This window comes from Amycolatopsis speibonae, assembly GCF_042647925.1.
Taxonomy (GTDB): Bacteria; Actinomycetota; Actinomycetes; order Mycobacteriales; family Pseudonocardiaceae; genus Amycolatopsis; species Amycolatopsis speibonae.
The window spans coordinates 181,751-205,854 of record NZ_JBHRWK010000038.1 but is presented as its reverse complement, the minus strand read 5'-3'; the positions used below and the strand labels follow the sequence as shown (position 1 = coordinate 205,854).

Below are 24,104 nucleotides of genomic sequence, written 5' to 3'. Positions count from 1 at the left end.
ACAACTTGCTAGGCTGACTCTTGCCGACCGATCGACCAGGGGGACGACGATGAGGAACCGGCCGTCGACACTCGAGGAGGTGGCACGTCTCTCCGGCGTGTCCACCGGCACTGTATCGCGCGTGATCAACAACGCCCCGCACGTCAGCAAGAAGTCGCGCGAAGCCGTGCAGCGGGCGATCGAAGAACTCGGCTACGTGCCGAACACCGCCGCCCGATCGCTGGCCACCGCGCGGCGTGGCGCCGTAGCGCTCGCGATCTCCAGCGACGACCCGGTGCTGTTCGCCAACCAGTTCTTCGCCGAGGTGATCTCCGGGGTCAACGCCGTCATCGAGGAGACCGACCTCCAGTTGATGCTGGTGCTCGCCGCCTCCGACCGCGGCCACTCGAGGCTGACGCGGATCCTGCAGTCGCGAGCCGCGGACGGCGTGATGCTGCTGGCACTGCGGGAGAACGACCCGCTGTCGAAGATCGCCGACGAGGGCCAGGTGCCCGTCGTGCACGGCGGGCGCTCGCTCGACCGCACGCCTCAGTACTACGTCGACGCCGACAACCGCGGCGGCGCGCGCCAGGCCGTGGAGTATCTCGTCTCGCTCGGGCGGCAGCGGATCGCCACGATCACCGGGCAGACCGACATGCACGTCGGGGTCAACCGGTACCTGGGGTTCCGGGAGGCGCTCGCACTGGCAGGGCTGGCCGACCACCGCATCTCGCACGGCGACTTCAGCGAGGCCAGCGGGGCCGCGGGAATGGCGCAGCTGCTCGACGAACACCCGGACCTCGACGCCGTGTTCGTCGCCTCGGACGCGATGGCGGCCGGGGCGCTGAAGGTCCTGCGCGAGCGCGGCCGCTCCGTGCCCGGCGACGTCGCAGTGGTCGGGTTCAACGACATCGTCACCGCACAGCACACGCACCCCGCGCTGACCACCGTCCGCCAGCCGATCGAAGCGCTCGGCCGGGAAATGACGCGGATGCTGGTGCGGCTGATCGACGGCGACCGCCCGACTTCGCTGATCCTGCCGACCGAGCTGGTGGTCCGCGAGTCCGCCTGAGCCGCTCACCCGGCGCTCACCTCCAGGCGGCCGAACCGGATCCGCACCACGAACCCGTCCGGCCAGCAGATCTCGACGCCGTCCGCGGTCGCCGAGGCCACCGGATCGCGAGGCTCCGTGCCCAGCACCGCCAGTGCGGCGAAGACCGTCGTGCCGTGGACGTCGCCGGTGAGACGCGGGAGCACTACCCACGGGACGTACGCGGTGCCTTGTGGAGCTCGCACCTCGTCCAGGCCGGTCCAGCCGAGCAGGGGACGGAGCACGGACTCGCCGAGCCGGGTCGCCCAGCCCGTCTGCTCGGCGCCCGCGCCCGGCGGTGCACCTGCCACGCGGTGCACCCGCACGTCGTCGCGGCCGCGGGCTACGGTGACGCTCTCGACGCGCAGCCCCGGCACGGTCGCCGGGCCTCGCCCGAAGACCGGGCGGTGCCAAGACGCAGCCCAGCCCCAGCTGTCGCCCGCGCCCGCGCCGAGCGGGTGGATCCGGCGGCGCACACTGCGCACGCCCCCGACGACCACCGCGAAGTGGTTGTCCGACGGGTTGTCCCGCGCTGTCGGGCCGGTGCCAGTCGAGTAGGCGAAGCGACCGTAGTGCGGGTCGTCGCCGTCTGCCGACTCGGCTTCGTGTGGCCGGAGGTGATCGCTGCCGTGGTTGTGCAGCCGGACGATCCCGTCGGGAGTCGACTGCAGGAGGAACCCCGGTACGGGCTGGGCGAGCACTGCGCCGGGGCCTTCGCTCGGCGCGGGTTCCTCGACCTCTGTCCACAGTGGATGCCCGGCCGGCGCGAGCAGGCAGACGAAGGCTTTCGACGCCCAGTAAGGGGAACCCGGCCCGGAGTAGAACTGCGCCGTCGGCGCGTGCGGGCCGTGCCAGCCGAGACTCAGCAAGCCGTCCTCACCGGTGGCGCCGCGGTCGAGGAAGTACCGCAGGGCGCCGCTGAGCACGCGGCGCGACACCCCGGGCCGCAGTGGGGTGTCGCCGGTGACCGCGCCGAGTCCGACCGCCGACGCGGCGGCGAACCGGTAGATCAGCGACCGTCCGAAGTGGACCGGCGCGCCGTCGCCGCCGAACCACAGGGCGAAACTTTCCAAGTGCTCAAGCAGCCGCTCACCCAACGGCGTCGGCGTTCCGGCGAGGTAGGCGTCCAACACCGGATACAGGTGCAGCGCCCAGCCGTTGTAGTGGTCGAAGGCCCGCCCGTCGCCATCGGCGTACCAGCCGTCCCCGCGGTACCAGCCTTCGAGCAGTTCCAGCGCCCGGTCGCGGGCCCGCGCGGTCTCGGCGTCACCGCGGCCAACGGACTCGAGGAATCCGGCCACGGTGTAGGGGAACAGGTACCAGTTGTTCGGCGAAGGGACGTGCCGCAACGCGCCACGCAGCCAGTCCTCGACGCGGTCACGCACCCGCGAGTCGAGACCGTCCCACAGCCACGGGCGGGTCAGCCGGAGTCCGAGCGCGACGGAGGCGGCCTCGACCATCGGCTGCCCGGCGACGTCGTGGTCGAGGATCACCGGCCACGACTCGGCATCGTCGCGCCCGGGCGTACGGGTGCCCGCGTCGAGGCCTTCGGCGTACTGGCCGAGCCACCCGTGCGGGTCTTTGCCGCCTTCACCGGCGACGCGGAACCCCGCGGCGAGAAAGGTGCGGGCGAAGCCTTCAAGGCCATCCGAGCGGACACCGTTGGCCGACGCGGGCCCGGGCAGGTCCAGCCGGGCCCCCCGTGGGCTCGCCCACCGCCACGCGGCTTCGAGCAGGCCGTCCGCGGCGGCGACCCAGTGCTCCCTGGTGTAGCCGGTGCGCGGGCTCAGCTCGCGGTCCTCGGGCGGCAGTCTCACGCGATCAGCCCCATCCGGTCGCGGTGCACCGGGTGGGCGAAGCCGTCCCCGGCCGCCCAACGAGCCACCTCTGCGACGGCCAGCTCGGCCAGTCGTCCCCATTCGTTGCCCTGCGAACCCGCCAGGTGCGGGGTGATCAGAACGTTGCCGTCAGTCCACAACGGGTGCGACCGCGGCAGGACCTCCGGCTCGGTGACATCGAGGACCGCGCGGATCCGCCCGGCCGCGGTGGCCGCAGAGACGGCGTCCTGGTCGAGCACGGCACCGCGCGCGGTGTTGATGAGCACGGCGTCCGGGCGCATCGACGCGATCAGCTCCCGCCCGACCAGCCCGTGGGTCTCGGGCAGCAGCGGCGTGTGGACGCTGACGACGTCACTGCCTGCGAAGAGGTCTGCCAGATCGACCGCCTCGGCCCCGAGCCGGTCGATCTCCGTTGCGCTCACATACGGATCATGCACCAGAACGCGCAGGTCGTACGGCTGCAGCAGCTCGATCACCCGGCGGCCGATCATCGACGCGGACAGGATGCCGACCGTACGATGGTAATTGCCGACGTCACGCGGGACCGCGAGCCAGTCGTCGCGGACGCGGTCCACGCGGTAGTCCCTGGCCCGTTCGAGCACGCGCTTGCCGGACAGCAGGATCATCGCCACCGTGTACTCGGCCACCGGCACCGCGTTCGCGGCCGCTGCGGAGGTCACCTCGATCCCCCGCTCCCAGCACGCCTCGGTGACGTGCGCGCGGACCGATCCGGCAGTGTGCACCACCGCCCGCAGCCGGGGTGCGGTGGCGAGCACGGCGGCGTCCAACGGCGGACAGCCCCAGCCGGTGACCAGCAGTTCGACGTCAGTCAGGGTTTCGCGGGCATGGACAGTCGTGAAGTCGTCGAGGATGCCGTCGGCGAGGTCACAGACGCGACCTAACGCGGTCAGCGCGTCCTTGTCCAAGACGGCCGCGGCAGCGTCCGGCCCCATCGCGAGCGCGGCGCGGGGGCGGCTCACTTGACCGCTCCCGCGGTGAGCCCGGACCGCCAGAAGCGTTGCAGGAGGACGAACGCCACCAGCAGCGGGATGATCGCCAGCAATGCGCCCATGACGACCACCGGATAGTACTCCGGGGACACGGTGGCGGAGCTGTTCCAGCTGTAGAGGCCGAGGCTGACCGGGTACAGCTTCTGGTCCGACAGCATCACCATGGGCAGGAAGAAGTTGTTCCAGATCGCGGTGAGCTGGAACAGGAACACCGTGACCACCCCGGGGGTGAGCATCCGCAGCGCCACCCGGAAGTACGTCGCGAGCTCGCCCGCGCCGTCGATCCGCGCGGCTTCCAGCACCTCGTCCGGCACGTAGCCCTGGCTGAACACCCGGCCGAGGTAGACGCCGAAGGGGTTGAAAAGCACCGGCACGAACACCGCCCACACGGTGCCGACGAGCCCGGTGCCGGACGCCATCAGGTACAGCGGCAACGCGAGCACGGTCTGCGGCACCATCACCGCCGCGAGGACGAGCCCGAAGAGCTTTTCCTTGTGCCGGAAGTGGTACTTGTCGAAGGCGTACCCGCAGGCGATGCTCACCAGCGCGCTGATCGCGCCGCCGACGACGGCGTAGAGCAGGCTGTTGGTGTACCACCGGCCGTAGATCCCCTTGTCCATGGCGAACAGGTCGCGCAGGTTCTGCAGCGGCGAGAACCCGTGCAAGGAAAGGAGATCGCTACCGAAGAGCGCGTCGCCGTTCTTCGCCGCAGCGAGCACGAGCCACAGCACCGGCAGCAGCGTGTACAGCACGGCGATCCCGACGACGGTGTTGACGGCCGTGCGGCTGAGCAGCTTCACCGGTTCGCCTCCCGGGTGCGGTTGGTCCAGCGCGTCACGCCGTAGGACAACGCGATCGTGCAGGCGAGCAGGATCACCGACGCCGCCGCGGCGAGGCCGTAGTTGTTGCGGGTGAACGCGGCGTCGTAGATGTACATGCTCGGCGAGAACCGAGCGGTGATCATCGGCGTGGACTGGGAGAGCAGCATCGGCTCGGTGAACAACTGCAGCGACCAGATCAGGGTGAACAGCACGACCATCACGACCGACGAGCGGATCAGCGGGGTCTTGATCCGCAGCGCCGCCCGGACCGGTCCGGCGCCGTCGACCACCGCGGCTTCGAGCACTTCGCGCGGCACCGCCTGCAGCGCCGCGTAGAAGATGACCACGTTGTAGCCGAGGTTGCTCCACAGCGCGATGTTCACGATCGCCGGCAGCACCGCGTGGAACCCCAGAAAGTCCACCGTGATCCCGGCCTTGCCCAGGAGTTCGACCACCGGGCTGAGGCCGGGGGTATACAGATAGAGCCAGATGATCGCGGCGATGATCCCGGGCACGGCGTGCGGAAGGAACAGCCCGAGCCGGGCGACCGACCGCAGCCGCGCGGCCCCGGAATCCAGCAGCAGAGCGAGACCGAGCGACACGACGACCAGCAACGGCAGATAGAGCAGGCAGTAGAGCGCGATGACCCCGAGTCCGCTGAGGAACGTCGGGTCCGACAGTACGGCGAGATAGCTGCGCAACCCCACGAATACGGTGTGCTCCGGACCGAAGCCGAGACCCGGCTCGTCGGCGCCGAAGAAGCTCAGCCACACCGCGGTGCCGACCGGGACGAGGAACACCGCCACCAGCAACAGAAAGAACGGTGCCATCAGCACAGCGCAGGCCGCGTGTTCCCGGCGGCGGCCGCGTTTGCGCGGCGTAGCCACCGGCGATGGGCGGGTCGCGGAGCCGGACAGCCTGGTTGTCATCGGTGACCTCCCTTCAGCTGCTGTGCTCGGTGGTGGCCAGGCCGAGGGCGGCCAGGTCCGGCATGGTGGCGCGCTGCGCGTCGCGGACGGCCTCGGTCAGGGTGGCCTGCCCGGCGCCGGCCCGGGCGAAGCCGTCCTGCAGCACACGCTGGGTCGCGCTCATCCGCGGCCCCCACGTCCAGCCGTCGCGGATCTTCGCCGCCTCCTGCTCGAAGAGCCGGTAGATGTCCTGGCCGCCGTAGTAGGACCGGTCGAACGCCTGACGGCCGACGTCGACCAGCGCGGGCGCGGCCGGATACTGGCTGCTGGTGCCGCTCGAGAGCCGGGCACGCAGCGCGTCGGGATGGGTGACCTGCCACTCGATGAACTCCATCGCCGCTTCGGGATTGGCGCTGTCCTGGGTGACCGCGAAGGTCGAGCCCCCGTGCGTGCCGACCGCCGGGCGCGCCGGGTCCCACTGCGGCAGCGGCGCGATGGCCCACTTGCCTTTCTGCCCGGGGCGCGCCTTCATCTGCGCGCCCGCGTCCCAGGCGCCACTGAGCCTCGCCAGGACAAGACCTTGCCCGATCTGCGCGTCGTTTTGCCGGCTCAGGGAAGCGTTGGCGAAGACCAGGCCGTCGTCGATCAGCTGCTGCCAGAACTCGGCGACGCGGCGGGTCGGACCATCGGCGAGCGAGACGTTCCACGCGCCGCCGGAAGTGTCGAACCAGCGCCCGCCAGCCTGCCAGGCGAACGCGGCGAATTGCAGCGCGCCGTCGGTCGGGAAGATCGCGATCCGGCTCCCACCGTCCCGGATCACGCGGGCAGCCGCGGCGAACTCGTCCCACGTCCGAGGGACCGTCAGGCCGGCCTCGGCGAATAGGTCGGTGCGGTAGTGCAGCACCATCGGCTCAAAGTCGAGCGGCACGGTGAACAGCCGCCCGGCGAACGTCGTCAGCCGCAGCGCCTGCGGCAGCAGTTTCACCCGGAGCCGGTCACTGACCAGATCGGTGATGTCCCGCGCGACGCCGTCGATGGCGAAACCGGGCACCTGGGGATACTCGATCGTGGCCACGTCAGGCGCGTTGCCCGCGCGAGCGGCGTTGCTCAGCTTCGCGTAGCCACCCTGGTCGCCGGACGGAATCTGCTGGAAGTCCACGCGGATGCGGTTCTGGCCGCGGTTGAACGCATCGACGACCTGCTGGCTGCCGCGCAGCGCAGACCAGAAGGTGATCCGGGTGACACTTCCGGACATCCCCGGGCCGCCCGGCGAGCATGCCGCTGCCAGTGGCAGGGCCAGGCTCGCGGCGAGCACGGACCGGCGGCTTGCGGGCATCGTCGCCTCCTGCGAGTCACAACGGAATACCCACAGTCTGACTGCATGAACGAATTTCGGTCAATATGAGGCGCCAACTCGGTCAAACGCTCACCCGTGCGGTGGACGCCCGGATCTTCAGCTCTGGCAGCACGGCGACCCGGCGGGGCTGCCCAACGGCCGGGCCCCGCGCCAGCCGTTCGAGCAGCAGCCCGGCCGCGAGCCGGCCCACCTCCGCCTTGGCCGGCGCGACCGCGGTCAGCGGCGGGCTGCCCAATGCCGCGACGACGTCGTCGTAGGCCACGACCGAGCAGTCCCGCGGTACGGCGATACCGGCCTCGGCCAGCTGGCGCACCAGCATCAAAGCGTCGATGTCGCCGTGCATGACCACGCCCGTGGCGCCGCGCTCGCACACCAGGTCGGCGAGCGAGGGCTCGTCCGGGGCGACGGCCGGATCCGCGCCCGCGTCCGGCGCGCTGAGCACGATCGTCGCGGCCGCGACCTCCGGCCGCGCGGCGCAGGCCTCGGCGAACGCGGCGCGCAGCGCCCGCGCGGTCGGGCTGTCGTCACGCGCGGCGAGCACCAGCCGCCGGTGCCCCAGCGCCACCAAATGCTCCACCGCGAGGTCGACGCCGTACCCGTGGTCGGTGCACACGGAGTCCCGCCCGCGCAGTGCGCTGCCCGGTCGCGGCCGGCGTTCCATCAGGACCAGCGGTATCTCGAGCCCGGCCAGCCAGCAATCGTCGGTGTCCTGCGCCGCGGCGGTGCGCCAGCGCGGCGCGATCAGCAGGCCGCGCACGTCGCCGCCGGCGAGCACGCGGTCCACGATCGGCTGCTCGGCACCCGCGACCTGCGGCGCCGGGTGGAGCACGATCTGGACGCCGGCCTCCTCCAACGCGGCGCGCGCACCGTGCACCACCTCGTTAAGGTAGGCGTGCCGCTCGGGAACGACCAGCGCGACGACGTCTCCACCTCGTTCCCCCGGAACCGGCGGCGGCCGCACCGGTACCAGCGACCGCGCCACCCCGTGACCCCGCCGGAGCCTGCCCTCCCGGGCGAGGCCCTCGACGTCCCGGCGGGCCGTGATCACCGAGACCTCGAGCTCGGCGGCGAGCTCGGTGACCCGCACCTCTCCTCGCGCCTCGACCACGGCCAGAACCCGCTGCCGCCGACCCGCACCCGACTCCCGCATTTGCACGCCACCTTGACTGCTCGTTTGATCGCATTACCGAGCATATCGATCGCCACTGCCGGAGGCGAGCGGCTCGGCGAGCACCGACCCCGCCTCCAAGCGCTGTCAAGGCGGAACGTCGCTACGACGTTTCACGACCTGAGCGACCCGACGGGCAATCCGAGGACCTCGACGATACGTTCGACAGCGGCGCCGACCGGTACGAAGTCGTCCCCCAGCGGGTCGACGATCAGGCGGCGCACGGTAGTGACATGCTCGGGCGCGGAGGCTTCGAGGTGCGCCCGGCCGGCCTCGGTCAAGGTCGCGACCGTAAAGCGCCGCCCTTGGCCGGTACAGACGGTCCGCGTGACCCACCCGCGCTCCTCGAGCCGCGCCACAGCATGCGAGATGCGCGGGAGGGACCCATTGGCCATCTCGGCGATCTCGCTCATGCGCAGGCTCTCCTCGGGGACCACCGCCAGGCGGGCCAGGATCATGTACCCGAGCAGCGTCAGGTCGGAGTCACGCAGGAGCTGGCTTTCGAGCACGCCAGGCAGCGTAAGCAGGACCTTGACCAGGTTGATCCACGCCCCTCGCTGGTCGTCGTCGAGCCAGCGCACCGGGTCACCATTCGCATTCACCACCCCGACAGCCTTCCTCAAACGATCGTTGACTTCAACACGCAACTCAATCTACACTTTGAGTTGCACACGCAACCCAAAGGAGCCTGCCATGATCACCGAAACCATCCATACCTCGTCCCGAGCCCTCCGGCTCGGCCTGGCCACGCTCGCGGCCGCCGTCGCGAACACCGTGATCGCGTTGATCGCCGCCCGGCTCGACGACGGCGGCGTCGCAATGGGCCTCTCCCCCGCCATCTACCTTCCCGCGACCGTCGTTGGAATCGTCGCCGGCACCCTCGGCTGGACCCTCATCGCCCGGCGCGCACCGAAAGCGCTGCGCGTGGTCGTCCCAGCAGCACTCGCCCTGACATGGATCCCGGACGTACTGCTTCTCACCCTGGGCGCGACCATCGCGAACGTCGTCGGTCTCATGCTCATGCACCTCGTCGTCGCGACGGCAGTAGTCACCGCACTGCGCACGGAAATTCAGGCAAGGGCATAACCGCCACTCCGCCCGACCGGCCGTCATGACGAAAGGCGCGCTTCCAGCGACTGGAGCGGCCAAACCGTTCGAACGCCCATGAAGCTGATCTTCGGCACCTCGATGCCACCCGGCTCAGCCGGGTCCGGCGACGCTCCGCCGTCGAGGTCGACGGTATCCGGTGCCGGACGGAACCCGGCAGACAAACAGTACCGAGCCAGACCTCTGGATCCAGGGCCTCGGCCTGTGCGCGCACGGCGTGGTACGCGCTCGATTCTCGTCGACCTCGCCAAGTTGCAGGTTCGGACTGACCGCCTCTTTCTCGGGATGAGTGGGCTGCCGTGTTCAGCGGCACCATCCCGCTCGTCGCCACCGCGGTGTTCGCGGCCAGCCCCCTTCACACACTGGTCACCGCAGTCGAACTGAGCTTCCCCCGGTTGTGCCGGCACCAGTCAGAGCAGCTGCGAGCAACCCTTGGCGGCCCACGGATTCCGCTGGCACCGACTCGCATCGACAATGACCTGTTCGCCGGGCTCTACTCGCTGGGGCAACGCCATTAGGCCAGCGCCAACGGCCACAGCGCGACTAACACGAAGCCGTTTTGCAACACGGGCGCCACCGACCCCTTCTGTCTGACCTCTCCGAGAGTCTCCCGCCCCGTGAGCGAACGCAGGACGACCCGCACGACGGCGACAGGAGACGCCGGGCCGCGGCCGCTGGTGTTGTCCTTAAGACCGCGATTTGCTGAAGCTATTCTGGATGGCTCGAAAACGATCGAGCTTCGCCGGACTCGCCTCCAGGCACCGACAGGTACCAGCTTGGTGCTGTACGCCGCTTCCCCCGTGATGGCGGTGGTCGGTGTCGCAACGTTGGCTGGGGTAGAGACAGCGTCACCGAACCGGATCTGGCAACGGCATCGTCTCGCGGTCACCCTCGACAGGACCGAATTCGACATCTACTTCGCAAACCTCCGGCCTAGCCACGATGCGTGCCGAGACCGGCTTCAGGCCTCCTCAGAGCTATCGGTACCTGACCGATCTCGACCCTCACGTGCTGCAGCTTGCGGCCTCAAGCAAGTGATCGTCTCAGCGCTACCGGGTGACCACTGTGCTGCCGCGGCACCTCCAGCCGCCATATGCAGGCAATCGGCACAGCAGTGTGTCAATGTGAGGTCCCAGGAGTTCTTTGACAGGTTGGCTCCAGGAAATGGTTGACTGGCTCCGGGACATGCTTGACGGTTCCACAAGTTCTTTGACGGTGGAGTTTAGGTAGCGACGCCGTTGGAGTGGGATCGGAGTTTTCCGATCGGTTTTGCGCTCTTGCGGGTATGAGTGGACAGCTCGATGTCGTTGTGCAGTACCCGGAACACGGTGTCCTCGATGACGATCGTGACGGTCTTTCCCGCGTGCGGGCGGCCGACGCGCAGACGCTGTCCAGCGACCATGGTGATGCCGTCCGCGGGGACCTTCCGAACCGCGCGAAGCGGCGGCGCCGGCGGCGGAGGCAGCGGCGAGGACGCCACGCGTGCTCCCTGCAGAGAGCTGCGAGTTTCGGCCGGAATGGGTGACGGCAACGTCTTGGCGAGCTTGCCCGCGGCCACCACGTGTAGGAGGTGGCCGTCCAGGCGCAGGGTGACCTGCTGACCAGCCAGGTGCGCGGCGAGCAGGATGCGTTGCCCGCCGACGTTGACATAGCCGTCACGGCCGACGGTCCGCTCGAGTTCGATGACAGACTCACTCGCTGCTGTCCTGGTGGAAGCCGCGGCGGTGCCGGGTTCCGGCCCGGCTGGCCGGGCGCTGCGCAAGCGGAGAGTCGTGAGGTCGCCGGTCGACAGTCGTGACGGGCGGGTGCGGATCAGTTCACCGTCGAGGACCACGTGGATGCTGCGGTGATCAGCCCAGACGGTCACCGGACGTCCGGCGAGCGACTGGCTGAACTTGACCTGCTGGTTGCCGGGCAAACACAACCGGCCACCCGGCGAGATGACCATCTCGAACTCCACCGCCGCCGCATCCGGCTCGCCGGCAGCGGAAGCACGCGCGGTTTCCGGCGGCACGACCGTGTCCGGGGCCACGACGGTGGTGAGCGTCTGAGCGGGGCGGAACAACGTGGCGGGCGTGGCCATGTCCAAGGACTGGTGCGGTCGGTCGTGGTTGTAGGCATAGACCCACGCCTCGATCGCGGATTGGGCCGCTTGCAGCGAATCGAACGGCCCGCAGTTGTCGAGCAGCTCCCGGCGCAGGCTTTGATGCCACCGCTCGATCTTGCCCGTCGTCGTCGGGGACCGCGGTTTGGTGAGACGGGCGGTGATGCCGTTCTCTCGGCAAATCTTCTCGAACAGCACTTCCGCGGGGAACGGCTTGGTGAACCGTCCGGTGAACTGTTTTCCGTTGTCCGTCAATACCTCCGACGGGACTCCGTATCGGCCCATCGCGTCGGTGAACGCCTGGCACACAGCCCGGCCGGACGGCTCGACGACGACTTGGGTGATCACCATGAATCGTGAGTGATCGTCGATACCGGTCACCAGCTTGCATTCGCGGCCGTCGGCCAGGAAGACCCCGCCCATAATGTCGAGCTGCCACAGCTGCATGGGGGCGTCTCGTTGCCAACGCCGGTACTTGCGTTGATGACGTTGCTCTTGCGGCTCGACCAGCGCGTTGCGGGTCAGGACCCGGTACACCGTGGTGCGCCCCGGAACGGGCGAGACGCCACGTTTGCCCAGCTCGTACACGATACGCCGCGGGCCCCACCGCGGATGGGACCGACGCAGCTCGCAGACCAGGGCTTCGACCTCGGCCGCCAGCCGCGTCGGCGAGCTCTTCGGCCTGCGTGACCGCTCGACCAGCCCCTCAACGCCCTCGAGTTCGTACCGCTTGACCCACGAGTGCACCGACTGCCGCGACGCTCCGAACTGCCGAGCGACCTGCGCCATCGGAACACCGTCACGGACCTCCATCACCGCCCGCCGTCGGTGCTCGACCCGCCAAGCCCGATCATCGAAGTCATCATCCGTCGCCTTGGTCACCGGGCGATGATGGACCGTCGCAAGGCCGTTCAGGTCAACGATGTCCGGAACCTGTCAAACATCTCCCGGCGCCACCACGTCCACTATGTCCAGGACCAATACACTGACAGCTGACCGCTCCACCACCACAGGCGACGACCACGTCATCGCCTGTGGTGGTCGCGATGATCGAGAACCTGCTGCTCGACCCTGACGCAATTCACGAGGTCTTGAAGCCGTTCGGCACATCCACGCCCGCGCGCACCCCCGACGACGTGCGAACGCTGCTCTCCCAGATCGCCGATGAACGCATCGAAGACGAAGTGCGGCTGCGTATCAAGCAACAACTGCCCATCGGCCGTCTTGAGATCGAGCCGCACGAACTCCTCGACAGCACCGACCTCGATGCCCTGGTCAGCAGGAAAAGCGCCACATGGGCCGCGCGCCTGCGCGAACTCGGCGTCGGTAACGCCGACAGCATTACCGACCGAGCCCGCAACGACGTCGAGGCCATCGTCGCTGCTGGAAAGCAGCAGGAACGCTTCCACGGCAAGCGGATCCTCCAGAAGCTCCACCAACGCCTGAACGTCAACGGCGTCGGGCTCTCCCAGACCGCCTTCGCGACGCAGATCGCCGCCCCAGCAGCCTGCGGTGAACGCCTGCGCCGACTCACAGACGCGCCCATCAGCGCAATCACGCTCTACATCCCATCGACACTCACCAGCACAGTCACGGCCGCCAGCGCCGATTCCGGAACCAGCGCACTGGCCAAGCAGTGCCACTATCATCGCGCTGCTTGGGAGCGGGGCGAACCCGATCCCACCGGACGCGCAGAGCTACGCCGCGACATCTTCGCCCTTGCCCGCACGCTCGAACCCGGAACCCGCGCCAACCTCACCGCCCTGGCCGCCGAAATCGGGACCGCCTAAGGAGAACAGCCGCCCCTATCAGCCGGGTCTGACGTATCTCTCCGGCGCAGGAGGCAGCCTGCGTATAGCAGCACCCACAGGATCTGGCCGCGCAGTGGGTGGCGCGACCAGGTACCGATCGATCTCAGCGCGCGGCCGGGCGCTCAGCGTCAGCGAGGATCTGTCGCATACCGTCGGCCCCTGAGCGACACAGCCGACGAGATCAATGAGCTCGTTGGCCAGGGCTGGTCCCAGCACACCTGTGGTCGCCCATGCGGGCATCGGTCGAGTCGAAACCGTTCACCCGAAAACGGCCTTACGAGACATCGGCACGCATCCACGAACACTGGGTGACATGGTCGTGCCGGCCAGACTGTCCGACGCTCTCGACTCGAGCGGCAACACCCCCGAAGCAAGCCGAGTACGAGCCCACGCCATCGAACTCTTCCGCGCACAACACCGCATCGACGATGCGCTCCGCACCGAGAACCGCCACCGATCATGACCTACCGCTAGAACTCAAGGTGCCGTGTCAACGGTTCGCCAATTTTCGCGAGTCGCGACACCGCTATCACGAGGCGCTGGAACATGCCAGCCACCAGCTGGTGCTGCGGCGCGAAACCGGCGAGACGACGGCAGAAGCCGCCGCGCTCCACAGCGCGGCGGAGGCACGGCAGAAACTGGGTGAGCACGCCGTAGCGATCGACCTCGAACAACGCGGCCGATCTCTACGTCGCCCGCGAATTCTCCGACCACCACCTCGTCCAGCCCCTCGAAATGATGGTCGAGTCACTGGACTCTCCGGCCAGCGGGAACGCGCGGCGCAAGCCTTGCGCCAAGCGATCGAGATTTTGACCGAAGCCGGCGACCTCCGCATTGAAGGCTCGCTGCTGTGGCTCCGTGACATCGAAGCCACAGCAGCGAAGAACGCCACCGACGGACGGCCAAGGTATTTCCTGGAGGCTGCTACTCGACACGTCATATACCACGACTCGAATGAATGCACCTCCGCTAGCGGGTAAACCGATTAACGCGAATAGCCCAAGCAAGCAGCGGCAGCAGTTCCGATATACAGGAACGCGCAGAACCGCGCCGACCCGTCCCTGTATCGGCGCTAGTCGCTGGTGGCCCTCTTGGCACCGAATACCCGCATCAGCCCCGACGCGAGCGGGGCGCGGTCGGACCGACGATCGAACGGGGAACGGCCCGGACCACGCTCTTTCGCCAGGTACCGTTCAGCGTGGTCGGTTTCCGCCTCGGTCAACGTCTCGTCGGCCATCGCAGCCAGCATCGCGCGCATTTCAGCGATGACCCCGGCCGGGTCGAACTCTTTGGTTCGTTTCCTACGCCGGATTCCGGAGTCGAGATACTCGGGCTCCAGGAATTCGAATCGACCCGGCTCGGGCCGGACGTCACCGTTCCAGATGCCGTAGCGCCGGTACAACTGATCTTGCCAGTCCGACCTGCCGCAAGAACTCCGCCTCCGGCCGCGGTCGAAGCCGTTCATCAAGAGAACTAACTTCTCGTCGGCGCCCCTGGTCACCGCCGCGATGAGTCGACGACCGAGCCAACCGTTGTCCACCGCCGCCCCCACCCAAGCGGGAAGCTGGTCAGGTCGCACTTCGTCGAAGAGCACATCCATCTGACTCGGTATGTCCGCGAGAGGTACGACTTCGTTGATGATCACCGCGCCTTCTATGGCCTCCATGCGAACAGTGAGGCTGCCGTCGTTGGTACACAGCATGAGCAGAACGGCAGACGGATCCCGCCGGACCTGCTGTGCCCACAACGTGCTCACCGCCCGTCCACGAGCACGCTCGGCGTTCTCCACACATTTCATCGCGGCGTCGAAGTGCGCCGTGCAGTAGTGCCTGCCGTCGCGCGCTATCCGGAAGGGCTCACTGGAGGTAATGCCACAGGTCGAACAGGTACGTGAACGGAGAATCGCCTTTGCCTGCTGCGGCGTCGTTGCGGGAATCGGGACAGCATCCGTGGCGGCGTACAAGGGCATGGTCCTGCCGGCCAGAGATCGCAGCGTCGCGATCGGGGCCTGAGTGCGCGCGGGAATCAGCCGCCGACGTCGCAACGTCGAGACCGGCACAAGAATGTCCGTGGGGAGAGTCAGGCTGGTGTACACGGGACGATCGGCGCTGCACCGGGCGCGTCGAGGTGCTCCGACCTGCATAGGGCTGAGGTCGAAACTCCACCGGCGACCGTCCAAGGTCACGACCTCACCGAGTTGGCGTCCACGCGCTGGCGAGGTCAGCACGCAACGCAGCCGGTATTCCGGCTGTCCGGCTTGCGGCGGCAGCACGACCCCCGTCAGCGCCCGTGTCACATCGGCGAGCTGGCGTTCACACTTCACGTGGGCGCCATGCAGCTCCGACCATTCGTAGGTATCGGCATGCAGGACGGGGAACGCGCTGTCGGCCGGCAGCAACCCACGTTCGCACAACAGGGTGCTCTTGGCAGACCGCACGGACTGGCCGCTGACGTCCGCACGGGCGCGCGCGGCCTGGTGTAGCTCCTCAACGAGACAGCGGGACTCATCGGCGAGTTCAGCACCGCGGGCCCCGTCGAGACGTTGCACCGCTTCGCTGTAGGACACGTCCGCGAGCAGGCTCAGCAGCTTGGCGTCCTGGCGGCGCGCGGAGTGACTGTCCTTGGGCATGGTCTTCACCTATTCCGCGGGGTTTACCACGCACACCCCGGCGTGAAGAGACATACCGGCATCAGATGTGTTCAACCACTACTACGCGGGACCGCAGGGACCTTTGGTCGACATCGTCACACAGCTGGCGTGGTCAGCGGTGACAGCGACGGAGAACGTACGCGCCTTGACTCGTCGAAGATCATAGCCAACCCTGAAACCGGGCCTGCATCGCGGTCGGCTCCACGCCGAATCCGATGACCTGCGAATCGCCGCCGTCCCATGCCAGGCACACCACGAACAGCTCTCGAACCGTATGGAAGAGTCCCTTGACCAGTCGAAAATAGCGGGTGCGCGTCCGGCGGATTCTCGACTATCCGGCGTAATCGTCGGGCTGGGTGCCGACTGAGTCCTGTTGGTCGCTGTACGGCAGCCATCCGCGTCCGCAGCCTTGCGACGACGCGCCGGATAGAGGGTCGAGCATAGGTACGGCTGGCATCCTGCCATGCCTTGTGACACGCAGCGTCGAGGGCAGGTGGCGAGCCGGTAGTCGATGGTGGACGATCGATCAGCGGAAGGTAGGAGCAGTGTGATCCGCTCCGTGGTGCTTGACGTCGGGGAGACGTTGATCAAAGACGACCGGGAGTGGGGTGCCTGGGCCGATTGGGTAGGCGTTCCGTTGAACACGTTGTCCGGCCTCGTCGGCGCGCTCACGGCAACCGGTCGGAACAACGCTGAGGCGTTCGAGCTCATTCGCCCTGGGTTCGATCTAGCCGTCGAGCGCCAATTGCGGGAAGAGGCCGGGGTTGGCGAACGGATCGAGGAGTCGGATCTGTACCCCGACGTGCGGTCCGCACTGACGGCCTTGAAAAATGCGGGCTACTGGATCGGGGTCGCGGGCAATCAAACCGACCGTGCCGCTGAGCTCCTTCGACGACTTGCTTTACCCGTCGATGCTCTCGCGACGTCGGGCGAGTGGGGAGTCGCGAAACCGGACACACGATTCTTCCAAAGGGTTACCGAGTTCGCGCCGGGCGAGCCACACGAGATTCTCTACGTCGGCGATCACCGCGACAACGACGTAGTCCCGGCCAGCATGGCTGGTTTGCGGACGGCACTGATCCGCCGCGGCCCGTATGGATACTTATGGGCGAACGACCCGATCGTCCGCAAGAACGCTGACTGGGTGATCGAGTCGCTCGCCGAACTTCCTGATCGGCTCGTTCCCTGACCACAGTCCGCCGAGCAGATATCAGAGCCGCGCATCGTCGTGTGGCCGCAGTAACCAGGGAAGCCACGTGCGGCCGACCCCGTACTTCCCGCCCGACCAGCCAGCAGACCTCACACACGAGGAGCTGCCGTTCGACCACGAAGTCCTCCATGGCCGACCTGGCAAGATCGGCGCCGACGTGTCCATTACGCGGCCGGTCGATGCCGCCGAGCGGAGGCCCTTCCCCCGGTGCCGTCATGCGCTCGTCAAGCTGCGCTGTGCCTTTCCCAGCAGGGAAGTGGCCTTGCCCCGCCCAGCTTTCTCCGTCCATGTCCTGCTCCGCTCGCCTGCACTTGGCTGCAACATTTTGCCGGCTGGCGAAGCGCATACGCCACACCTCGCGACGGAGATCGCGCCCGGAGCACCTCACCACGGGAGGTCGCTGTTTCTGTCCGGCGACTTCCCGTGGCGCCGGGGAACCCTCGCCGCTTCAAGACAGCCATCGCATGCGGCCGCCCGGCCCGGCATGCTTCGTGGGGCCTGCCGAACCGCGGGTGTCTTGGTGGACTGTGGCGCGGCAGGTGATGGCCTTCTGCTGCGCGTTCACCGCGGGCCGACGGTCCCCGTTGGCCCGTGGTCCCGGGTGGCAGGGACCGGCCGAACTGCTGTAACGGCGGCCCGGCCGGCCGCGTCCCCCTGCTTAGGGAGTGAAAGTGCGCAGGATCCAGTCGAGCACGGCGCGGGTGATCCCGGAGAGGGCACCGCCGAGAACGGCGTGGACCAACGGGCGAGGTCGGTGGTAGCGGATGCGGGGCATGATGTGCTCCTTTGTGGTCGAGGGTGTGGGCAGGCCTGCTGGTGACCACCATGGACTGCCGGACTGGGTGGGAAGGCGTTCCGGTTGAAGGCGGGACAAACCCGAATGTTTTCGCTGGTCAGAGCCATTCTTCCGAGTCGCACGCGGGTGGATCGTGGTGAGATTTCAGAAAGGGGGCAACACGGGTGACGGTGGATCCGCGGGTTCGGTTCGTCGACGAGCTCAAGCAGCTGCTCGCTCTGGCTGGTGCGACCCAGGCCGATCTGCAGAGGCAAGACCCGGAGCAGCTCAGGCAGACGACGGTGTCGAGGTTGCTGGCCGGGAACTTCACCCGGGTTCCGCCGTGGGAGCGGGTCGCGGCGTTCGTAACCGCGTGCGTCCACGTGGGGCACACCAAGAAGTTGACGATGCCGCCGCAGGACATGCTGCTCGGACAGTGGCGCCACCGGCACGAGGCGCTGGTCTTCGCGCTGGAGCAGGGCTCACCTGGTGATTCGTGCCCGCCTGTCGAAGGCACTGCCGCCCCGCCTGAACAGCGGCGGCGACGACGTTTTGGCGCGGTGCCGCCGCGGGCCGGCGCGTTCCAGCGCCGCACCGTCGCGGCGGCGTTGACCCGCTCGATCGAAGGTGGGGGTACCACGGTGCTCACCGGCGCCGCCACCACGACGCCGGCCAGTGTGCTCACGGGGCTGGGCGGGGTGGGCAAGACCCAGCTGGCCGCGGACCATGCCCACACTGTGTGGGACAACCAGGAGGTGGATCTGCTGGTGTGGATTTCCGCCCGCACCAGAGATGCCATCACCGCCGGCTACACCGATGTCGCCGTCGAGTTGCTCGGCCAGGACCCGATCGCGCCCGATCAGGCATGTCGGCGATTGCTGGAATGGCTGGCCGAAACCTCCGATCCGTGGCTGGTCGTCCTCGATGACGTGCAGGACCCCTCCCATCTGACCGGCTTGTGGCCACCGCACTCGGCGGCCGGGCAGGTTGTGGTGACCACCCGCTGCCGCGACGCCGCGTTGCGTGGTGACCGCCGCGAGGTCCTCGACGTCGACCTGTTCACCCCCGATGAAGCCATGGACTACCTCACGGACAAACTCCCCGACCACGCCCGCACCGGGGCCGAAGACCTCGCGGGTCTCGCCGACGACCTGGGGTATTTACCGCTGGCGCTGGCCCAGGCCGCTGCCTACCTGATCAACAAACCCTTGCTGGCCTGCGCGGCCTACCGTGCACGGCTCGCTGACCGACGGGGCACGCTGCAGGACGTCCTCCCGACCGACCGGGACCTGCCTGACGAACACGAAAAGACCGTGGCCGTGACCTGGTCGTTGTCGATCGAGGCCGCCGACCAGCTTGACCCCGCCGGCCTCGCCCTGCCGGTCCTGGAGTTGGCGTCGTTGCTGGACCCGGCCGGTATCCCGATCATGGTCTTCACCACCGACGCCGTCACGAGCTACGTTTCCGCCCTGCTGGAACAGGACATCACCGCCGAGACCGTGGCGGGCGGGCTGGAGGCCCTGCACAGGTTCAGTCTGCTCGCTCTCGATCAGCGGCAGCCCCACGCCAGCGTGCGCGTTCACGCCCTTGTCCAGCGGGCTGTCCGCGAAACCCTCGCAGCCGCTCAGCTGAGCATAGTCAGCCGAGCCCTGGCCGACGCGCTCACACAAACGTGGCCGGAGGTCGATCGCGACACCGGGCTCGCCACCGTTCTGCGCGACAACACTGATCAGCTCATTGTGGCGGCTGGAGACTGTCTCATTGTCGGGGAAGCACACCCCGTCCTGTTTCGCATGGGGCGCAGCATCGGTGAAGCCGGACAGGTCGTCAGCGCGATCGACTACCACCGCACGCTGATCACAGCCACGACAGAGCGGCTCGGCCCCGATCATCCCGACAGTCTTACGGCCCGCCATCAGCTGGCGTTCTGGCAGGGCGAAGCAGGTGACCAGCCTGGGGCGGTCACCGCTTTCCGCACGCTGCTCGAGGATCGTCTGCGCGTTCTGGGACCGGAACATCCCGACACGCTCAGCACTCGAGACAACCTCGCATTCCGCCGCGGAAGAGCAGGCGATCCCTACGGCGCCGAGAGAGCCTTCAGCACCTTGCTCTCTGACTACATCCGCATCCTCGGGCCCGAACATCCCAGTACGCTCACCATTCGCCACAACCTCGCGTACTGGCGAGGCCACGCAGGCGACCCTCAGGGCGCCGCAGCCGCACTGCTGGAGCTGCTGCCCAGCCGAACCCAGGTATCCGGACCCGACGACGCCCGCACTTTGGCCACACGTCATAACCTGGCCTACTGGCAAGGCCAAGGGGGCGAGGTCTCAAAGGCTGTGGCCGGATTCCAAGAACTACTCGAAGACCGGGTACGCATATCCGGCCCCGAACACCCGCATACCTTCGCAGTACGCCACAACCTCGCATACTGGCGCGCCAAAGCGGGCGACATCTCGGACGCTGTCACGGAGCTCGACGAACTACTCGCGGACTACCATCGCGTCCTGGGACCCGCTCACCCGCACACGAACGCTGTGCGGGACAGCCTCGCCAAATGGCGGAGTCGCCTTTAGCACTTGTTCGACACCGGCCCGGGCTTTCCTCCACAAGGCGAGAGGCCAGCAGTTCGAAGAGTCCGCGCCCGCCCGGTGTTCCCGTTGAGCAGGGAACGCGGGGTGCATACGCCAGGGAAGCTCGCCGATCGCGACCAGCGAGTTGCCGATCGTGTCTGGCATACTTGGCGCATGGCCGCATCCGAGCACCCATCCCACAGGGCGCTGCTCAACAGCGGCACAGGCACCGGAAAGACGGCAAATTTCGTCGAGTCGTGCCTGCGTGCACATTTCACACCCAGGTCAATTATCCGAAAGTTCGGGACGCCTGCTCGCCCTATCGTCGACCTTGACGTCGACATCGCCTCAGCGCCCCCGGAGAAAGCTGCTCACCTTGAGCACTTCCACTCGGACTTTTTCAATCGCGCTTGGGATCCGGATAGCGGGCCACTTCGGCCCAACGCGGAGAAACGCCTTCGCTCGCTAAAGATGTGGATCTTTTTCCAACTCGCCTTCCCTGCCGTCAGGGATTCGAGCGGCACGGAGGCTGCGACGTCTCCCGCACTGGCTGTGCTGACGGTGAGCGCGGCACGACGGCGGTTAAGGCAGTTCGAGGCGTTGCGCTTGTTCTTGCAACGGTTGATTCGCCTCTGGCAACGCGCCAACCCTGCCAGCCAGATAAGACGTGGGCTGTTGCAGCTAGCGCGTCGACCAAAGCCCTCGGCGGCCGCACGGACTCCAGATGATCTCTTGCTGTTCTCGGGACACACGCCTCGGGGACCGAACACTGCGCGAATGACTAATTCCCCAGTCATTCGCGGAGGAGTTCTCGCGCCAACATAGGCCTACGCGTGCTCCCCGCCCAAAGCGGCAGGAGCCGGCCGTGCAAGATGTTTTTCGAACAATCATCGAGTCGGGAACCGTTCCCGCGACCATCGCCGTCGCAGTGGGCGTAGTTGCCCAGCTGATTCGCCTTTTGGCGCCAATCTTACCCAGTCTGATGCGGGCAGGAAGCGAGCGAAACGCAGTCCGGCGGGCGCTCAAAGCCAAAACCAAAGCGGACTTCGAACGCGCATGTCGGGTCTTGGAGATCCTGCACGATGTACGGACCTCTGAGGTTTCCCAGCGGAACCCGGGACCCCCTCCTGACAGCACACCCTCAGCTGAACCACCACAGGTGAACCGCAAGCATCGACGCAAACGACGGAGCGATAGACCTCCGGAATAATCGACGATCATATCACCGAGCGAATGACACCCCGGCCGTCAAGGACCACCATGCCTCGCGGCAGTTGCACTTCCCGGAAGAAGACTTTGTCGATCCTCGGCCTGCCCAGGAATTCTCACCCGGGCAGGCTTACTCAATTTCGACTCGAAGGTAAGACCTTCCGTTATGGTCATATGGATCTCCCCGTAGTGTGTGACTCCCGGAGATCCCTTCGGAAGCCGTAGCTCGGCGAGGCCATACGCAATTGGCCTCGCCGAGCGCCTACCACGATGATCTGCTCCGCCACACGGCGGACCGCAGATGCGCGGTCATCTGAGTGAAGGAGCGTCTCCTCGAGACCGGATGATCACCGCACCCGAACCGGACATCGCGGAACTCCGGATCCCCATTCCTCCGTGCCGCCGGGAAGTCCCCACCGTGTTGTCCGGTTCGTGGTCGTCCGGTGTTCTTCAGTTCGGCGGGCCGGGTCTACGGGCGACGATCTTCGTCGGGGACACCGGCATCGTGCATCACCGGCCGCTCTACAGAGAGGTCGTCCGCCACACCACGAAGCAGGGCTCGCCGGCGCGAGCGTGATCCGCGGCGTCGTCGCCGCAGACTGAGGATCTGCCGGTCGCCAACGTCGATCACGAGAACCGCATTCGGCCTTCGTCTCCGACCTTCGACGAACTCGTCAGAGAGGGTTTGGTGCCTCTTGCCGACTGCGAGGTCGTCCGCGACGGCGGCGTCGCGGTCAGTGACCGTACCGGGGATGTTCGGCCGGTCGCTTGGCGAGCGCGGCGAGATCCGGTTCGTCCGCGGGAGTGCCGGTGATCGGCGTGCCGTCGGCCGGGATGTGGGCGGCAGGATTGCTTGTCGCACATACCTGATCGCCGTCCGGCAGAGTGCCGTCGATCAGGTAGGCGTTGACCAGGTTGTCGACGCAGGTATTCGGCCGCGCGACGCTGTCGTCGCGGACATCGGTCATTCCGTAGACGCCGTGGGCGCCTTCGTTGGTTACCGTGATCAGTGGTTCGTCCAGTGTGGTCGCCATCCTCTTGGCCGACACCAGCGAAGTCTGCGGGTCGCCGTCGGCGTTGAGAACGAGACCGGTCGGGTACTGCCGCGCCCCGATGTTCACCTCCGCCTCGCCTTGGTGCGGGTAGTACGCGCAGGTGGTCGGTGCCATCGACGCCACGGTTCCGCCGTAAGGGAATGAGTCGCGCCACCGGCGCATGCCCGCGTAGTACGTCTCCTGATCCGTGGGGGTCTCCCAGTCGCAGGTCGCGGTCGCGAACACGCCGTTCTCGTCGGGTTCGTTCGCCTCGTTCTCGATCATCCGGCCGGTCGCGGTGTTGGCGGTGGCGAGGTCCGGGTCGGCGGGAGCGCCGTTCCGTTGGGCGGTGACGGCGCTGATGTTCTCGGCGAAGGCCGCCCAGTAGGGCCGGTATCGGGTGAACTTGCCGACTGCCGCGTCGAAGTCATCACGGTTGATGATGCCCGCGAAGCCAGGGTTGGCGGCGACGTGCGCGGAGATCGCGTCGACTGCGGCGCGCACGTCCTCGGGCGTCTTGCCCAGTCCGAAGGCGCTGTTGCGTTTGGCGACCCATTGCGCCCATTGGGTGAAGTTGAACTCGACTGACTTGTTGTTGTCGTCGTACTGTTCGTACCAGGTCTTCGTCGGGTCGACCGAGGAATCGAGCACGCTGCGGTCCAGCCGGCCGGGGAACAGCTGCCCATACACCGCGCCCAGCCATGTGCCGTACGAAACACCGAGGTAACTGATCTTTTCCTCGGACAGCGCCGCACGGATCCCGTCCATGTCCCGCGCGGTGCCGGCGGTGGTGACGAACCTGCGGAAGTCGCCGCCGCCCTTCTCACAGGCCACTTCCCGGTCGTGCGCGACCGAAGAGAACAGTCCCAGCTCGTCGTCCGTCGGACGGCTCAGCAGCATCACCGAACCGGTCGGCCGGGTGGCGTCGCAACGCAGAGGCGTGGAGGCCCCGGTGCCGCGCGGGTCGATGCCGATGATGTCGTACACCGCGGCGATCGGCTGGCTCGCGTAGTCGGCGGCCAGCCAGCGGCCTGCCCCGCCCGGCCCACCCGGGTTGGTGAACAGGACGCCACGGCGACGGTCCGGATCGGTCGCCTTGTGCCTGCTGATCGCGATCGTGATGGTGCCCGCCGCCGGGTCGCCGTAGTCCTTCGGGACCTCGACGGTGGCGCACTCCAAGCCGCCGAGCCATTCCTCGGCACAGGGTGCCCACGCCACGTCGGCGGCCGCGGCCGCCGGCGCCGTCACACAGGCCACCACACTGAGCACGGCGACAGCGACTGCCGAAGTGATCTTCCCACGGTGCATCTATGGTCGCTCCTCGTCTGAACTTGACCGGATGATCGACAGAGAGCATCGCGGCTCGCGGCGCCAAGCGACGCCAAGATCAACTGAACAAGGGTCACCTGATAGGGAGCGGACTACCGAGAGTATGCCCACGTTCCGGCCGGCATTCCCTG

The 24,104-nt window shown here is 67.6% G+C and carries 19 protein-coding genes; 8 read left to right on the top strand and 11 right to left on the bottom strand.

Translation table 11 applies throughout. The annotated features are described in order from the left end of the window. The first annotated feature begins 49 nt into the window (after positions 1-49). Positions 50-1,051, top strand: coding sequence for a LacI family DNA-binding transcriptional regulator (locus ACFOSH_RS25060; RefSeq protein WP_378241487.1), 1,002 nt, complete (start codon positions 50-52; stop codon positions 1,049-1,051). Between the two features lie 5 nt (positions 1,052-1,056). Here ACFOSH_RS25060 and ACFOSH_RS25055 read toward each other — a convergent pair whose 3' ends face one another. From ACFOSH_RS25055 to ACFOSH_RS25025, 7 genes are all read right to left on the bottom strand, one after another. Further along, positions 1,057-2,886: a DUF2264 domain-containing protein gene (locus ACFOSH_RS25055; RefSeq protein ID WP_378241486.1), complete on the bottom strand. Its 1,830-nt coding sequence runs from the start codon at positions 2,884-2,886 to the stop codon at positions 1,057-1,059. Further along, entirely contained in the window at positions 2,883-3,887 is a 1,005-nt protein-coding gene (locus ACFOSH_RS25050; protein ID WP_378241485.1) for a hydroxyacid dehydrogenase, read from the bottom strand. The genes ACFOSH_RS25055 and ACFOSH_RS25050 overlap by 4 nt, the downstream gene beginning before the upstream one ends. Next, the gene (locus ACFOSH_RS25045; protein WP_378241484.1) at positions 3,884-4,717 is read right to left on the bottom strand and encodes a carbohydrate ABC transporter permease; all 834 of its coding nucleotides are present in this window, start codon (positions 4,715-4,717) and stop codon (positions 3,884-3,886) included. Before ACFOSH_RS25045 ends, ACFOSH_RS25050 begins: the two co-directional genes overlap by 4 nt. Then, positions 4,714-5,667, bottom strand: coding sequence for a carbohydrate ABC transporter permease (locus ACFOSH_RS25040; protein ID WP_378241483.1), 954 nt, complete (start codon positions 5,665-5,667; stop codon positions 4,714-4,716). Before ACFOSH_RS25040 ends, ACFOSH_RS25045 begins: the two co-directional genes overlap by 4 nt. Before the next feature lie 13 nt (positions 5,668-5,680). Further along, complete coding sequence (locus ACFOSH_RS25035) at positions 5,681-6,982, bottom strand: ABC transporter substrate-binding protein (RefSeq protein ID WP_378241482.1); 1,302 nt, start codon at positions 6,980-6,982, stop codon at positions 5,681-5,683. Between the two features lie 82 nt (positions 6,983-7,064). Next, the gene (locus tag ACFOSH_RS25030; protein WP_378241481.1) at positions 7,065-8,153 is read right to left on the bottom strand and encodes a substrate-binding domain-containing protein; all 1,089 of its coding nucleotides are present in this window, start codon (positions 8,151-8,153) and stop codon (positions 7,065-7,067) included. Positions 8,154-8,284: 131 nt separating this feature from the next. Continuing rightward, a complete protein-coding gene (locus tag ACFOSH_RS25025) occupies positions 8,285-8,752 on the bottom strand; it encodes a MarR family winged helix-turn-helix transcriptional regulator (protein ID WP_378241480.1) in 468 nt (155 codons plus the stop codon). 112 nt (positions 8,753-8,864) lie between these two features. Between ACFOSH_RS25025 and ACFOSH_RS25020 the strand changes: the two genes are divergently transcribed. The 3 genes from ACFOSH_RS25020 to ACFOSH_RS25010 all read left to right on the top strand — a co-directional run bounded on the left by ACFOSH_RS25020 (position 8,865) and on the right by ACFOSH_RS25010 (position 10,450). After that, a complete protein-coding gene (locus ACFOSH_RS25020) occupies positions 8,865-9,257 on the top strand; it encodes a DUF6069 family protein (RefSeq protein WP_378241479.1) in 393 nt (130 codons plus the stop codon). A 320-nt stretch (positions 9,258-9,577) separates the two neighbouring features. Then, positions 9,578-9,796, top strand: a complete 219-nt coding sequence (locus ACFOSH_RS25015; protein WP_378241478.1) for a hypothetical protein — start codon at positions 9,578-9,580, stop codon at positions 9,794-9,796. A 99-nt stretch (positions 9,797-9,895) separates the two neighbouring features. Continuing rightward, positions 9,896-10,450: an ASCH domain-containing protein gene (locus tag ACFOSH_RS25010; protein ID WP_378241477.1), complete on the top strand. Its 555-nt coding sequence runs from the start codon at positions 9,896-9,898 to the stop codon at positions 10,448-10,450. A 50-nt stretch (positions 10,451-10,500) separates the two neighbouring features. Here ACFOSH_RS25010 and ACFOSH_RS25005 read toward each other — a convergent pair whose 3' ends face one another. After that, positions 10,501-12,264, bottom strand: coding sequence for an IS481 family transposase (locus ACFOSH_RS25005; protein ID WP_378241476.1), 1,764 nt, complete (start codon positions 12,262-12,264; stop codon positions 10,501-10,503). 164 nt (positions 12,265-12,428) lie between these two features. On the opposite strand from ACFOSH_RS25005, the gene ACFOSH_RS25000 reads away from it, so the two are divergent. After that, positions 12,429-13,172 (top strand): hypothetical protein, encoded by a 744-nt coding sequence (locus tag ACFOSH_RS25000; protein ID WP_378241475.1) that lies wholly within the window; start codon positions 12,429-12,431, stop codon positions 13,170-13,172. 491 nt (positions 13,173-13,663) lie between these two features. Here ACFOSH_RS25000 and ACFOSH_RS24995 read toward each other — a convergent pair whose 3' ends face one another. Beyond that, positions 13,664-13,867 carry a hypothetical protein gene (locus ACFOSH_RS24995; RefSeq protein WP_378241474.1) on the bottom strand — a complete coding sequence of 68 codons (204 nt, stop codon included), beginning with the start codon at positions 13,865-13,867 and terminating at the stop codon, positions 13,664-13,666. A gap of 398 nt (positions 13,868-14,265) precedes the next feature. Next, positions 14,266-15,822, bottom strand: a complete 1,557-nt coding sequence (locus tag ACFOSH_RS24990) for a hypothetical protein (RefSeq protein WP_378241473.1) — start codon at positions 15,820-15,822, stop codon at positions 14,266-14,268. Positions 15,823-16,390: 568 nt separating this feature from the next. Between ACFOSH_RS24990 and ACFOSH_RS24985 the strand changes: the two genes are divergently transcribed. From ACFOSH_RS24985 to ACFOSH_RS24975, 3 genes are all read left to right on the top strand, one after another. Further along, the gene (locus tag ACFOSH_RS24985) at positions 16,391-17,032 is read left to right on the top strand and encodes an HAD family hydrolase (protein WP_378241472.1); all 642 of its coding nucleotides are present in this window, start codon (positions 16,391-16,393) and stop codon (positions 17,030-17,032) included. A 981-nt stretch (positions 17,033-18,013) separates the two neighbouring features. Beyond that, positions 18,014-20,404, top strand: coding sequence for an FxSxx-COOH system tetratricopeptide repeat protein (fxsT, locus tag ACFOSH_RS24980; RefSeq protein WP_378241471.1), 2,391 nt, complete (start codon positions 18,014-18,016; stop codon positions 20,402-20,404). A 1,549-nt stretch (positions 20,405-21,953) separates the two neighbouring features. Beyond that, positions 21,954-22,187 (top strand): hypothetical protein, encoded by a 234-nt coding sequence (locus ACFOSH_RS24975; RefSeq protein ID WP_378241470.1) that lies wholly within the window; start codon positions 21,954-21,956, stop codon positions 22,185-22,187. Positions 22,188-22,344: 157 nt separating this feature from the next. Here ACFOSH_RS24975 and ACFOSH_RS24970 read toward each other — a convergent pair whose 3' ends face one another. Further along, positions 22,345-23,952, bottom strand: coding sequence for an alpha/beta fold hydrolase (locus tag ACFOSH_RS24970; protein WP_378241469.1), 1,608 nt, complete (start codon positions 23,950-23,952; stop codon positions 22,345-22,347). Positions 23,953-24,104: the final 152 nt, after the last annotated feature.